The organism is Vibrio sp. TRT 17S01, assembly GCF_050113695.1.
In the GTDB taxonomy this organism is placed as follows: Bacteria; Pseudomonadota; Gammaproteobacteria; order Enterobacterales; family Vibrionaceae; genus Vibrio.
The window spans coordinates 73,763-88,397 of the sequence record NZ_JBNJOG010000003.1 but is presented as its reverse complement, the minus strand read 5'-3'; the positions used below and the strand labels follow the sequence as shown (position 1 = coordinate 88,397).

The window sequence follows — 14,635 nt, the reverse complement described above, 5'->3', positions numbered from 1 at the left end:
CAACCCAAATAACATTTTCTCAACAAATAGTAGCAACACTTTGTTTGATTAAGGTCAATTTTACATATCACAAATGTTACTGTGAAAGACGTAGGTTATGTGATTGAGATCAACATGTTTGGTTGGTATATAAGTGAAATTTTCCCTCGATAAACTTTTCTCTCGCGGATAATAACAAGGGGGCGCCTTCGCCCCCCCTACTCATACACTATGTCCGTATATGTTGGATAGCCCCTTGAAGCCCTGTTACATTATCTTTTAAGTCCACGATAATCGGCTCTAGGCGATTGATTTCATCCGCAATTTCATTAGAAAGAGACTTAATATTAGAAAGGTTGGATGATATCTCATCACTTACTTTTAATTGCTCTTCTGTCGCAGCTGCAATCGAGGTATTGAGTTTATGAATCTCCGTAGCAGAACCTTGTATGCTACCTAACGCATCATTAGCGACGCCCATATTCGAACGTGTCGATTGCATTTTATCGGCACTTTGCTCGATCGTTTTGGTAGACTCTTGAGCTTTCTCTTGCAAGGTTAAAATGATCCCTTCAATTTCACCGGTGGAGTCTTGCGTACGTTGAGCCAGAGAACGAACCTCATCCGCAACTACCGCAAAACCTCGTCCCTGCTCACCCGCACGCGCAGCCTCAATTGCAGCATTCAGTGCCAGTAAGTTCGTTTGTTCTGCTATCGCTTTAATTACATCCAATACATTTCCGACATTTTTTGACTCTTCAGCAAGCTGCTTAATAATTTCTGAAGTTCGGCCAAATTCACCTTCTAAGTCACCAAACTCACTTGTAGTCTTATCAAAGACTTGCTTACTAGTACTGGCTTCTTGCTCCGCGCTTCCCGCGTAGTTTTCTGCCATGGTTGTACTCTCAGCCACATTCGCCAAAGCAGAAGTCATTTGCTCCATGGCTGTTGCAGCCATTTCCATTTCTTGATTTTGCTGGTTGGCAACATCTGCATTTTTGTCCGTAATGCTAGCGATAGAGTCAGAGATATGGGAAATAGTGCTATTTACTTCGTTTATCTTGCGAATCGTGGTCGCATAGCTATCTAACACTTTATTAATCGAAACACCAATCACACCTAGCTCATTATTACTCTTGTCATCAACACGCAACGTGAGATCAGAGTCATCATCAACCTGCTTGAGTAGTGTTGCCATTTGGTCGATCGGATTTACAACTTTACGATTCACTAACACATAACCAATAACCGCGAGCACCAAAACAACGATTAACGAAATATTTCCGATCAATACCATTGTTTTTGCTTGGTTGGCTGCATCAGAAAACTGTTCAGACGTTCTTTGCTCTAAGGCGACAAAAAACTTATCAATAGGCGCCATGATTTTTGCTTTTTCCTGATGATAAGCTTTACTGTGCAGCAGCTCTGCTGCCATTGCTTTGTCTGGCTCACCTCTCACGGTATAGTTACCGCTATTGTCTGGGAACAATCCTTTCACCGCATTCATCGCTTTAACTTCCATCTGTACGAGTGCGTCAGAATTGGCTTGAGCTTCTTTAAGCAATCTAAATTCTTGCTCGCTAAATCCTAACTCCTCCATCATGGTTTGCAACGATACGCGACCACCATCAGGTTTAGGTTTCTGACCGTAGTTGATGACCAAATCCCAATAAATTGTGTGGTAGTTTTGTGGTCTTGGTTTGTCACCATTTCGAATAGCTAAGATATCCATGTACATTTTTTCATAGCCATCATCCCCGGTAAGTACATAAGTTCGCCCTAAACGGGTTAGATCATCTGAGCTTTGGCGCAGTTCATCTGCTGCTTGATAAGATTGGTAGCGGATTTGTGCCATTTTATCTACTTGCTGCAATAATCCATTCAATTGGAGTACTGAGACGACACTAATGATGATACCAATTCCAATCACAGCAAAAACCAGCTTCATTGTGTTGTTTATATTCATTTCATTTTCCCTAACAAATATACCATTGCGATGTAAATTACTGTCTTGGTTTCGATCACTCCGTAGGCTTAGGAAACTCATCTAATAAGTTTTTCGCCAATTCAAAATCAAAATCTTCCACAGCAGCTAATAACTGTTTTTTCTGCACATCACTCCAAAAAGTACACCCTTTTGCTTTCTGTACTACAAGAATGGCTTCTGCATCAAAGTTTTCCACACATTTAACCAGCTTGTGGTATAACTCTGCAGCATCAGCGCAATCTTCATCTTCTTCTTGATCTTGCCCTGCTAGCCAATCACTTAACTGAGTGGACAGGATTTCTAAATACTGTTGCGCTTGCTCAATATGCTTTGTGGGCGGCCTTAGTTCTCTATCGACCAACTCTTCCATTTCTATAGCAAGATCTGCGATCCGGTTAACACCTAGATTGGATGCGGCGCCTTTTAGTGTATGAAGAAGCCTCGAAGCATCCTCCCATTGCGCTTTTTCTATCAAAACATTGAGCTTGTTAAGTTCCTCACTTTGCCCTTCAAGAAAGTGTTGCAAGATCTCTAAATAACGTTTTTTATTGCCCCCAATTGCTTCAACTGCTTCCACAACATCCATATCGGAAAGGATAGGTAAAGAAGAGTCCTCATTAGTTAATGCGGGTCTGTTTTCAGAACATATAGGGTGTTCTGAGATCATCGAGCTTTCACTAGCTTGAAGAAATTTATTTAACGTTTTATAGAGATTGTTGACACTGATTGGTTTAGCAACATGATCGTTCATACCAGCTTCCAAACATCTTTCCACATCTGAAGACATTGCATTGGCCGTCATTGCTATAATAGGCAACTCATTAAATTGAGGCATTGTTCGAATCTTTTTAGTCGCACTGATCCCATCAAGAATGGGCATTTGCATATCCATGAGCACTATGTCAAACGCTTGTTCTGATAAACGGTCTAACGCTTCCTGACCATTATTGGCAATGACAACGTTAACGTTCACTTCATCTAGTAAACCAAGTGCAACCTCTTGATTGACAACATTGTCTTCCACCAGCAACACTTGCTCACCTGAAAACCATGGTTTTTCGTTTAGTGCGCGATCTGTATTACTACGAACATGTTCAAGCCCATATGCGTTCATTATTGCATCGAGCAAGTTTGAAGGGTTTACAGGCTTAACAATTAAGCCATCAAATAGCTTGGAATTTTCATCACTGAGCGAAAGCTCACGACCATATGCAGTGACTAAGAAGATCTTGGCTTGCTCCCCGATTCCAAGGTTCTTCATTCGCTCTGCCGTCTCAATGCCATTCATTCCTGGCATATTCCAGTCTAGGAACAGTAAATCAAAATGACGGCTCTTGATTTCATCAATCGCTTCAAATGCATTGCTTACCGCTTTGGTTTTAAAATGCATTGCATCTAACAAGGTGGTTAAAATATTACGGGCAGAATCATTGTCATCCAAAACCAAAGCACTCTTACCAGCCAAATGGCTTATGGGTTTCGAGATATCCCGCATTTTTGCCTCTTGCAGTCCGCACAAAATGGTAAATTCGAATACAGAACCAACACCTTGTTTGCTCGTAACTGAAAGGTCTCCTCCCATTAACTCAACCAATTGCTTGCTGATACTCAGCCCTAACCCTGTCCCTCCAAATTTACGAGTGATGCTTGAGTCAGCCTGACTGAATGACGCAAATAACGAGTCAAGCTTGTCTTCGGGAATACCGATGCCAGTATCACGAACAGTAAAACGTAGTTTTACCGCGTCTTCTGTTCTTGTTTCACATCGAGCGGCTACAACAATTTCACCTTGTTCAGTAAATTTCACTGCGTTTCCGCAAAGATTCACAATGACTTGGCCAAGTCGTAACGGGTCTCCAACTAAACCTGGAGGGATTTTAGGGTCAATATCCAATAAGAATTCAAGGTCTTTTTCATGGGCTTTAAGGGAGATGACGTTGGTAACATTGTCGAGCACTTCATCAAGACTAAAGCTAGTCTCTTCTACATTCAGCTTACCAGCCTCAATCTTAGAAAAATCCAAAATGTCATTAATAATGCCCAGTAAGTTTTTCGCTGACTCGTTAATACGAGAAACATACTTATGTTGGTTCTCATCTAACTGAGTATTCAGTGCCAAGTGCGCCATACCTAAAATGGCATTCATTGGCGTACGAATTTCATGGCTCATATTGGCAAGGAAGTCCCCTTTCGCTTGGCTCATGGCATCTGCCGTTTCCTTGGCCTCTCTTAAATCTAACTCCATTTGCTTGCGTTCAGTTAGATCAAGCAGCAAACCGACAATACCAGACACCTTACCTTTGTTATTTCTAAATGACGCTTCGTACACCAACATATCTTTGCGTTCATTTTCAGCATCAACCATCGACAGTTCATAATCTTTATTTAGAGAATCTGCACTCAACTCTTTATGGGCAGTAGCAAAACTCTCAGCAGTTTCAGGGCTAAAAATGTCACTCGGTGTTTTGCCTGTAACTTGTTCTGGTACCAGACCGACTAAATCACAAAACTTCGCATTTACAGAGAGATACTTGCCTTCAGGAGACAAGCAATACATAGGGTTTGGTGTGGCATTAAGGATTTCTTGATTAAGTTGAGATTGCTCTAAGACTTTTTGCTCTGCCTGACGTTGTAATTCAGCATTTTGGCTGAGCTGAATACTGACAGATAAATCATCCAACATTTGGGTTAACCACTGGTACTGCTGCTCGGTTAAATGTTCAATGGCACCAATTTCGAGCAGAGCCACAGGCTGTTGATTCACGTACAATGGTAAATAGTAGAGTTCATTAAAGGAAAGCTGTCCACCATTCAATTCCACATAGTATTTTCCTTCCAGCCCTTTCATGGAATGTGGTTTCCCTGAGAGTAGTACGCTCATTTGAGTCGAAGCGGGATCAGTATATTCAGAGATAGCATTATCTCCGTAGCCAACTCCAGATACTCGATGAAGCTTTTCATTTTGGAAAATGTACACCCCCACCATTTGCACTGGAAATTGGTGAAGCAGAAACTGGCAAACTTCCTGACAAAGCGCTTGGGTCGAATGATTCGTGCGCATGATGATATTGAAGTCTTTGACCAACGTATTGTGACTTAATTGCTGACCTATATGATGAAAAACCACATTGAGGCTATCGATAAAGCGCTGTAATTCTGCATAGGCCGTTTGCGTTATGGTAAACGCATAGTTCTCTTCCTTAACCTGACTCACAACCGTTTTGAGCAGTTGGCTTAAAGGACTGATGTACAAACGCCAGAGCAGAATAAACGACAAACCGATCGTTGATAGCAATAAACCAAGCAGTCCATTATTCAGGGTTTGATAAAAGCGCTCTTCTTCATCGACTTCTAATATTTTGTTTTCAATTCTAGCAACAATGGATTTATGTGCTGATCCAATTGCCGCCATGATCTTCGACTTTTCACTAAAATATTGATCACCATATAAAAGCTGACGTGCGAGTACTAAGTCTGGCTTCCCTGTATCAATAAAACTGCCATTTTCAGATTTTTTGAAGCCTTGTATTGCCATAAATGCTTCACGTTCTAAATCCACTAATGCATCCGATAGTGCCAGCGCATTCTTGAGTTCCAAAAACTCTACGGCTTCGATGCCAGACTGGCGAATCCGATCAAGAAGCGGAATATTTTCATGAACAGGTGCGGCAATTTCTGCCTTCTTATTATGAATAATGACGTCCCAGTATTCATATTCATTCCCTTCCGGAATAGGGAGTACACCATTACGAACATCGAGGACTTTATTGAACATATTGACCCAGTATTCATCCCCGGTAGCACTATAAGCTCGTGCAAATTTCGTAAGATGATCAGAGCTATGTTTTAGCTCCTGAGAAAGCCGATAAAAAAGATGCAGTTCATTTTGATAATAGCGACTTTCGCTACGCAGATCCCCAACCTTCTGGTTGATTGCAAACATAGCTAACGAGCTTAATCCCATGGCTAAAAATAAAATTGTAAATAATGTGCGGATTGATCGCATTGAGCCCACCTAAACTTAATAATTATCGCCGCATTACTACTTAGGTTGTCTATAGTTATTGATAAGTGTAGTAAGTAAATGACGTTTAGATGATTTTTTCAGTAAATAATCGAGGGTGACACCAATGCCTATAGAAAATCTCAGCGATTGCACAGTGTTAATCGTCGACGATTCTTCAGACTACCTTGCATTTATGAGCCAAGGACTCGCTAATCGTTATCAGATTAAAGCAGCGAAATCAGGACAAATGGCGCTGGATATATTAAGAAAATTCGACATAGACCTGATCCTGCTTGATATCGTAATGCCCGAACTAACCGGATACGATGTAATACGGGTGATTACTCATAACCCCGATACACAGCATATCCCGGTTATTTTCTTAACCGGTAAAGACACACCTGAAGATGAAAAGCTGGGGTTTGAACTAGGCGCTGCTGATTATATACACAAGCCCGTCAGTATCCCTTTATTGCGTTCACGTGTAAAAACGCACCTTCAAAATAAACGTTCTAAAGATATTCTGCGCGATCAAAATGGTTACCTAGAAAAGGAAGTCGTAAAACGTTCGACGGAATTGGACAGAATGCAAGACGCAGTTGTGTTTGCACTGGCAAGTCTCGCTGAGACAAGGGACCCTGAAACAGGCAACCACATTTTAAGAACGCAACATTATGTGAAGTTACTTGCCGAACATTTAGCGACTAAACCGAAGTACAAAAATACGTTAACCCCCAAAGTTATTGATAGCTATTTTAAAGCAGCACCACTACATGATATTGGCAAGGTGGGCATTGCAGATAATATTCTGTTAAAACCCGGAAAACTTACCGATGAAGAATTTGAGATCATGAAAACCCATGCGGCACTTGGCCTACAAGCACTTGAAAAAGCAGAAACGCTCTCAGGTGCCCAAACCGATTTGATCTCCGTCGCCAAAGAAATTGCTTATGGCCATCATGAAAAGTGGGATGGCTCTGGTTATCCCCAAGGTATCTCTAAAGAGAGTATTCCTTTAAGCGCTCGAATGATGGCAATCGCCGACGTATACGATGCCCTTCGGTGTCGGCGCGTATATAAAGATCCTATGACCCATGAAGATGCACGCGAAATTATCTTGAAAGGTTCTGGCAACCACTTCGACCCTGAACTCATCGAAGCTTTCTGCGAACAAGAAGCGTTATTTGTAAAAATTGCATCAGAGTTTAGCGACAGTTGATATAAACATCTTGATGCTTGATCAAGATCAAGCGTCACTCTATTTCTCCTTCCTCCATTGCTATACCTTCTAAACTTATATTGCCACGTTCAAATAGCGTTTAAGGAGGAGAAGATGAGCTTAATACCAAGAGACTCCTGGGCTGACTTTTATCGCCTATTTGACAATGCATTTCCGGCTATTCGTCCTCGTCATGATATGGATAGTTTTTCTCCAAGAGTCGATGTACTAGAAAAAGAAACCGCTTTTGAGATCATCGCGGACTTACCCGGGGTTGCTAAAGAAGACATATCAATTACTTACCAAAGAGGTGTACTGACATTAGAAGCATGTACTAACAAGCAAATTGAAAGCTCCGACAACAACAGAGTAATCCATAAAGAACGTTATGAAGGAAAAATGATTCGAAGTTTCACATTAGGCGAAAATTTACTTTGGGAGGATATCTACGCCGAGTATCAAGAAGGCGTTTTAGTTATTGTTGTACCAAAACCAGACCATGTTATTGAGGAGCCAAATAGGATTGAAATTAACTGATATATCACTCCTCCTTCTCGATAAAAGAAGGAGGAGAACTTGCTACATTCTCGAACACAATTAGCATATCTGACCCAATCAAAACCAAAACCCAACACACTCCCCAATATTTTAGATGATTATGTGGTATTTTACTTACTCATGACATTTTGTCAGCATTTGTTAGGAATACACTTACACAAACTAGGAAAAACCTTACATACCTTGACTGATCCTTTACATTCTTGGGAGTAATATCTCTTCTGTCACTCGCACAGGAGAAATATTATGAAAAAGACAATCTTATTGCTTTCTGCCCTATTAATGAGCTCATCAGTTTTTGCGGCAATTTCAACGACACATTCGGATCGTTCTTTCAAATCAAACGAGTATCAAACTAAACAAGAAGCGTATGATGCTGGTTACGAAATGATGGATACTTTAAGAACCATGCCTGCATCAGAATTACGTAACAAACTCGGTATCATCGAAAATACGTTGCAGTACAACAGCATCAAGATCGATGACATGAAATTGAGCGTTGAAGAGTACTCGAAACAGCTCGGTGATATGAAATATCGAGCAATACTCAACGTCGACTACCAATATAAATACCGCGATAACGACTAATATCGTATCACCACAGCCTACCTTGCCCGTAGTCGCCGAACCTATCGGCGACTACCCATTCACCCGAGTTATCCATTCAAAAAGAATACATTCCCATCTAAATGAACCAATAAAAATCTCATTTTTAGTACAAACTTGCATACCAAAAACACTATAAGATGAGTTTAAGCACACTTATTTAGGTGAAATATGATGAAGAAAGTCTTACTTGTATCAGTCATTGGTACGCTGGTTTTGGCAGGATGCAACCAAAAAGCACCGGAACCCGCTGAAGTACAAATAACACCAAACAGACCAATGTGCCAAATAAAAGAGAACATGCCCGGAGGCTGGAACATTTCGAAAGTCACGCCTGAAGTACAGTCAGCGTTAGATACCGTTATGAGCCAAATGAATACCGCAGCAAAAGTAAAAGAAATCAATGAAGTTCGCACCCAAGTTGTCAGTGGTTTGAACTACGCGATTGAGTTTACCTTGGATAACGACGAAGTTTGGAATACCGTTGTGTATCGTGATTTGCAAGGCAATTACAAGATGATCCAAGTAGCTAAACAAGGTCACCTTTGCCCTTAGTTTTTAAATAAGAAAGGTTCCCAATGGAGCCTTTCTTAACAACTTACTGATCTCGTAACCCCTCAGGATTAGTTTGCCCTATCTAAAGATATGTCCATACCGTCTTCAAGATCGTCATCTTTGTATGTTTCTGCAATTGACTTAAATTGTTGCTCGATAGCGAGAAATGCTTTCACCATCACAGGATCAAAATGTTGGCCTGCCCCTTCTTCAATAATACTTACAGCTTTTTCGTGAGGGAACGCGGGCTTATAAACACGTTTTGAGATCAACGCATCGTACACATCAGCAATTGCCATCATCCTTGCACTAATCGGAATTTCATTACCTTTTAGTCCTTCAGGGTACCCACTACCATCCCACTTTTCTTGATGATAATGGGCAATCTCTTTGGCATACATTAAAAAATCACATTGAAAATCAATCGAACGCTCTACCGTTTCAATTACGTCTTTACCTAATGAGGTATGAGATTTCATGATTTCAAACTCTTCGTTAGTTAACTTCCCTGGCTTCAATAACACACTATCAGGAATCCCTACTTTCCCAATATCATGCAGTGGCGCAGACTTATAAATTGTCGCAATGTTCGCTTCCGTTAACTCCTCAAGAAACTTACCCTCAAGGACTAATTCATCTGCCAATGCTTTAATGTATTGTTGTGTACGACGAATATGATTGCCTGTTTCGTTATCTCTGGTTTCAGCTAAAGACGCCATTGCCATCATTGTCGCATTTTGGATTTCTTCGAGTTCATGAGTTCGCTCTTGAACTTTAACTTCTAGAACCTCGTTTTGCCTCGCTAGAGCAGTTCTGGCTTCTTTCAATCTAAGATGTGTCCCGACACGAGCCAGTAAAATAGGTGGACTGATAGGCTTCAAAATATAATCTACGGCTCCCATTTCAAAGCCACGTTGCTCATCTTCTATCTGAGATTTTGCAGTTAAGAAAATGATCGGAACATTCTCTGTTTCAGGATCTTGTTTAAGACGTCGACACACCTCATACCCGTCCATTTCTGGCATCATAATATCTAATAGGACGATATCAGGTAGGTGTTTTTTACATGCTTGTATCGCTTGCATACCATTGGTGGCAATGAGAACTCGAAACGTCGAAGCAAGCAGTCCGTTTAACAAAGCTCTGTTTTCTGAATTGTCATCTACCACAAGGATAGTTGCTTTTTCTTCATTCATACTCACTTCCATTTACTCTATCCAAGTCTAATGGATAGATACTGGCTGCTTTTCGCAGCGATTCACTCGCAGCAATAAAATCACAGTCATTGATGTGTTTGCAGCACAGCTCAAAATCCTCTGATTTAAGTAAAGTATTGAGGTGATGGTAATGCTCGTCAAGAAACTCGATTGCATAGGCATCTAAGTCATTGAGTAGCATATTTAGGCGGTGGATAATCGAAATCGCTTCTGTATCTAGCTCATCTTTTTTATCTACCGATGGTAGTGGACGACGGAGTACAGAACACAACTCACTAAAGAGCTGTTCGATATGTTTATTAACCTTTGTTAATAACGGTTTTACGTCATCAAATGTCGCTTTACGAGCGAACTCAGATTCAAGCCTAGCGGCCATATCGGCTAGCCTAACTGCGCCTAAATTGCCCGCAGAACCTTTTAAGGTATGCGCGGTTAGCTCTGCAAATTCATAATCTTCTTTCTCCAACGCAATCTCTAGCTTGTCAGTAAAATTAAACTCTTTATCAATCAACTGTGACAGTAGTTTCTTATACAGATTCTCATTACCTGCCACACGCAACATACCATTACGAAAATCCAAAGAGGTGACGTCTTTGAGTTCCAAAGGCGCATTCACGACTGGCTTTACATCATCAGCATTTACCTTTTCCGGTGCTATTTGATTAGCTGAACTTTCAAGTGTCACTGTTCCTAGTTTCGATTCACACCACTTGCGAATGGTTTGGAACAATACTTCTGGATCAATCGGTTTTGACACGTGATCGTTCATTCCCAGTTTCAAACAGCGATCTCTCTCTTCAACCATGGCATGAGCCGTCATTGCTATAAGCGGAATATCGTCATATTCAGGTTGAGAGCGAATTTGTTTACTAGCTTCATAACCATCCATCACTGGCATTTGTAAATCCATAAAAATGATATCGAAAGGTGGTTGCTTAATACTGGATTGCAACTGGTTTAAAGCTTCTTGTCCGTTATTTGCAACGGTGACAGATAACCCTTTCCCTTCCATCAACTCAATGGCTATTTGCTGATTAATCTCGTTGTCTTCAGTCAACAACACATTCACATTAGAAAAATCAGTATGGTCAAGTTCAGAAAGAGGTTTATTTCTTGGTTGATAAGCTTTCCCTTTTTCAGGTGAAAATAGGTTCATCAACATATCAAAAAGATAAGATTCTCCGACAGGTTTAGCCAAATACCCTGATAGATCTAACAGTTCATTGTCATCAGCAATGTCTTCTTTATCATAAGCCGTTACTATCACAACTTTAGGCTGATGCTCGGCAGGTAACTTAGAACGTATTTGTTCAGTAGTCTCAATACCGTTCATCACTGGCATGTTCCAATCCATAAACACTAAGTTAAATGGCTCTTGTTGGTTACTCGCTTGCTGCAAAATATCTAATGCTTGCTGACCACTATTGGCAAGCGCCGGCGCGAGAGGAAGAACATCTAATAGATCTTCCATAATCAGCAAAGCATGTTCATTGTCATCTACAACTAAAGCTTTCACATCTGTTAGGGTCTCTGGCACAATCCGAGGCTTTTGCACTACTTGTTGATCAATACCTAGCCAGATATTAAAAATAAACTGACTCCCCTCACCATAGCGACTTTCTACCCTTATATTGCCACCCATTAACTCTACTAAACGCCGACATATCGAAAGCCCTAAACCTGTGCCTCCATATTTTCTTGTTGTACTCCCATCCGCTTGAGTAAACGCCTGAAAGAGGTTCTTAGTTTGCTTCTCTGTCATACCGATACCCGTATCGGCAATTTCAATTTCCAGTTCGACTTTACTTTCTATGTGTTGAATAACCCGAACCTTAACGGTAATTTCGCCACTTTCTGTAAACTTCACGGAGTTATTAACAAGGTTGATGATGATTTGTCCAAGTCGAAGTGGATCACCAAATAACACTTTGGGTATCCCTCTGGGGATATCAAACAAAAGCTCCAACCCTTTTTCAAAAGCCTTCTGACCCGTCACCATAGACACATTGTGGAAGACATCATCAAGGTAGAACTCGATGGTCTCAATCGACAACTTACCCGCTTCAATTTTGCTGAAGTCTAAAATGTCATTAATAATGCCAAGCAGTAAGGTCGCTGAGTTATGAATTTTTGAGATGTAGTCATGTTGCTTTGGACTTAACTCGGTTTTAAGCGCCAAATGAGACATACCGATAATTGCATTCATCGGCGTTCTGATCTCATGACTCATGTTCGCCAGAAACATGGATTTGACTTCAACCGCTTCCTCCGCTTTTGCTCTGGCTTCATTGAGTTCATTCTCTACGACTTTTCTCGCCGTCACGTCACGCAAAAACATCGCCGCCTGACATTGACCATTTAGCTCAAATATCGAGATACCAAGATCGATGGGCACTTTTTTGCCCGTTTGTGTTGACGTTTCCACTTCAAAAAAGCCACCACTCACCCGCTTTTGGTCTTCGATTTTTAATGGTACATCGAGTACGCCTTTTAACATCGGAGGGACTTCAATGCTCAATAGTTCGAGTAAATTCTGCCCCACCGCTTCATCTTTTTCGTACCCGTAAATCTCTTGAGCTGTTTTGTTCCAAAGTAGCACAGTGCCTTGGCTATCGACGATTGCAACACTGGAAGGTGCTCCATCAATAATGGTTCTGGATAATTCTTCACTTGCTCGTAGATCTTGAGTTCGTAGCTCAATTTCACGCTCTAAACCCGCCTGATGAGCGGCCAATTGATCATTCTTAGACTTCAACTCAAGCATCAGCTCATCTCGGCTTTTCTCTACAAACCGCTCTCTAATAAGTAAAACATCCGATTCTTTCAGTGCTTGCTTGGCGGGGATATACCATTGAATTACTTCACCTTTACAATGTAAATCCATATATGGAATATCAAAAGATTGCGCCGACGTTCCTGCCGAATATTCAGAAATGATCGCTGCATGTGTAGTCAATTGAATACCCATGTTGAGTTCATCTACGTGCTCAAATAGGTGTGCGAGTAAGACCCCAGACAAAAGAACAAAAGTGTCCTGCTCTTCAGCAGAATAACCATAGACTTGAAGTAATTGAGTCAGTTTTCGCCGTAATGCGAGCTTACTCAACTCATCATTTTTCATCGAGAAATGTACATCTTCAACCATCGTGATACCTCACAGCGATTACCGTTGCATCATCATGTCGCTTGCTAAAGTTATCAATTAGAAACGCTGCTAGGTGACTAAGTGAGCCATGGCATGCTCCCCGTAGTTGGTCAAAGTCTAGATTTTCTTTAATGCCATCGGTGGTAAACAAATAAGATTCAGAAGAGCTAAAAGGAGAAGAAAACGGTCTTAAGGTGGGTAATAACTCGCCGACAACTCCCGGTTGAGCATGGAAAGATTGCATGGGTTCCGCACATTTCCGCAATAATGTATTTCCAATACCAACCCCTTTAAACGTCATGGTCTCGTGATTAAAAAATACCATCGTTGCAGCCGCACCAATGCTTCCAATAAAATATTTGTGCAGCTGGCTCATTAACCATTCGATATCCATGCTGGCTTTGTCTTGAATATAGTGTTCCATTTGACGCGCAAGCTGTGCTGCATTTTGCCCATGCCCCAAAACATCAATGACGACAACCAGTAACCCTTGTGGTGCCTCCCACACCACAACACCATCACCAGCTTCCAACTCTCCAAAGTAAGGTACGACTCTTACACAGTATTCAAACCCCATCAGAGCCTCCACTTTGTGACCGTCACAATTGTTCCAACGCCAAGTTCGCTCTCGATTTCAAACTGATCCGCCATGCGTTTCACACCTGGAAGCCCCATACCCAATGAGTTTCCAGTGGTAAAATGCTCCTGCATCGCTTCATCTATATCTTTTATCCCAGGTCCTCTATCTGCCGCCACAACCTGTATTCCTGATACTTCACCGCGTTTAACGACGGCGAGCTCAATCATTCCTCCAGGGGTGTACTTCACAATATTCATCGCAAGTTCTGAAACAACCGTCGCGATCTCACTGACCATATTTTCGCTAAACCCTTGATTGCGCCCCAAAATGTAAGAAGCCATCACAGTCGACATCGCCTGAGATTCACTTTCAACACAATGATTTTCTTTGGACTCAATATTGATGGCCTGCTCTGCTACCATAAACTGTCATCCTTAATTTGGCTTAATCCATCATCTAAGTTGGCGACACAACGAAGCTCTGGCAAATCCAGTCCTAAATTAACTAACCCAATTACTACACCCGGCCGTAAGCCGACGAAAAGACAGCGCCGCCCCATGACACACACTGTTTTTGCTACATCAAGCAAACGTAAAAAATCCTGTGGCTCAAAAGTCCGTACATCAGACAAATCAATCAACACGCCTTTAGCACGAGTCGATTGTAATTTAGTCAATAACTCATGATTAAACTCACGCAACGCAGACTCGGTTAAATCGATCTGAATGGAGGCAACTAAAGCGTGATTAAGTTGATTGATTGCAATGGATTGAGACATAACCA

The 14,635-nt window shown here is 41.4% G+C and carries 11 protein-coding genes; 4 read left to right on the top strand and 7 right to left on the bottom strand.

The window, feature by feature from the left end; all coding sequences use genetic code 11:
- Nucleotides 1–208: 208 nt before the first annotated feature.
- Together ACQEXS_RS06025 and ACQEXS_RS06020 are read right to left on the bottom strand one after the other, a co-directional pair.
- Entirely contained in the window at nt 209–1,945 is a 1,737-nt protein-coding gene (locus ACQEXS_RS06025; protein ID WP_427013161.1) for a methyl-accepting chemotaxis protein, read from the bottom strand.
- 55 nt (nt 1,946–2,000) lie between these two features.
- On the bottom strand, nt 2,001–5,972 hold the full coding sequence (locus tag ACQEXS_RS06020) for a response regulator (RefSeq protein ID WP_427013160.1): 3,972 nt from the start codon (nt 5,970–5,972) through the stop codon (nt 2,001–2,003).
- A 124-nt stretch (nt 5,973–6,096) separates the two neighbouring features.
- Between ACQEXS_RS06020 and ACQEXS_RS06015 the strand changes: the two genes are divergently transcribed.
- The 4 genes from ACQEXS_RS06015 (at nt 6,097) to ACQEXS_RS06000 (ending at nt 8,910) form a co-directional block, all read left to right on the top strand.
- Nucleotides 6,097–7,191 (top strand): HD-GYP domain-containing protein, encoded by a 1,095-nt coding sequence (locus tag ACQEXS_RS06015; protein ID WP_427013159.1) that lies wholly within the window; start codon nt 6,097–6,099, stop codon nt 7,189–7,191.
- A 114-nt stretch (nt 7,192–7,305) separates the two neighbouring features.
- Nucleotides 7,306–7,728 carry an Hsp20 family protein gene (locus ACQEXS_RS06010; RefSeq protein ID WP_427013158.1) on the top strand — a complete coding sequence of 141 codons (423 nt, stop codon included), beginning with the start codon at nt 7,306–7,308 and terminating at the stop codon, nt 7,726–7,728.
- Nucleotides 7,729–7,995: 267 nt separating this feature from the next.
- A complete protein-coding gene (locus ACQEXS_RS06005) occupies nt 7,996–8,337 on the top strand; it encodes a DUF3316 domain-containing protein (protein WP_367989595.1) in 342 nt (113 codons plus the stop codon).
- A 192-nt stretch (nt 8,338–8,529) separates the two neighbouring features.
- Entirely contained in the window at nt 8,530–8,910 is a 381-nt protein-coding gene (locus ACQEXS_RS06000) for a cystatin domain-containing protein (RefSeq protein WP_427013392.1), read from the top strand.
- A gap of 68 nt (nt 8,911–8,978) precedes the next feature.
- On the opposite strand, the gene ACQEXS_RS05995 is transcribed toward ACQEXS_RS06000, so the two are convergent.
- The 5 genes from ACQEXS_RS05995 to ACQEXS_RS05975 are packed head-to-tail and all read right to left on the bottom strand — an operon-like array spanning nt 8,979 to nt 14,630.
- Nucleotides 8,979–10,106 carry a response regulator gene (locus tag ACQEXS_RS05995; protein WP_427013157.1) on the bottom strand — a complete coding sequence of 376 codons (1,128 nt, stop codon included), beginning with the start codon at nt 10,104–10,106 and terminating at the stop codon, nt 8,979–8,981.
- Nucleotides 10,099–13,272 carry a response regulator gene (locus ACQEXS_RS05990; RefSeq protein ID WP_427013156.1) on the bottom strand — a complete coding sequence of 1,058 codons (3,174 nt, stop codon included), beginning with the start codon at nt 13,270–13,272 and terminating at the stop codon, nt 10,099–10,101. Before ACQEXS_RS05990 ends, ACQEXS_RS05995 begins: the two co-directional genes overlap by 8 nt.
- A complete protein-coding gene (locus tag ACQEXS_RS05985; RefSeq protein WP_427013155.1) occupies nt 13,265–13,849 on the bottom strand; it encodes a SpoIIE family protein phosphatase in 585 nt (194 codons plus the stop codon). Before ACQEXS_RS05985 ends, ACQEXS_RS05990 begins: the two co-directional genes overlap by 8 nt.
- Complete coding sequence (locus ACQEXS_RS05980) at nt 13,849–14,274, bottom strand: anti-sigma regulatory factor (RefSeq protein ID WP_427013154.1); 426 nt, start codon at nt 14,272–14,274, stop codon at nt 13,849–13,851. The genes ACQEXS_RS05985 and ACQEXS_RS05980 overlap by 1 nt, the downstream gene beginning before the upstream one ends.
- Nucleotides 14,268–14,630 carry an STAS domain-containing protein gene (locus tag ACQEXS_RS05975; RefSeq protein WP_367989590.1) on the bottom strand — a complete coding sequence of 121 codons (363 nt, stop codon included), beginning with the start codon at nt 14,628–14,630 and terminating at the stop codon, nt 14,268–14,270. Before ACQEXS_RS05975 ends, ACQEXS_RS05980 begins: the two co-directional genes overlap by 7 nt.
- Nucleotides 14,631–14,635 lie beyond the last annotated feature (5 nt).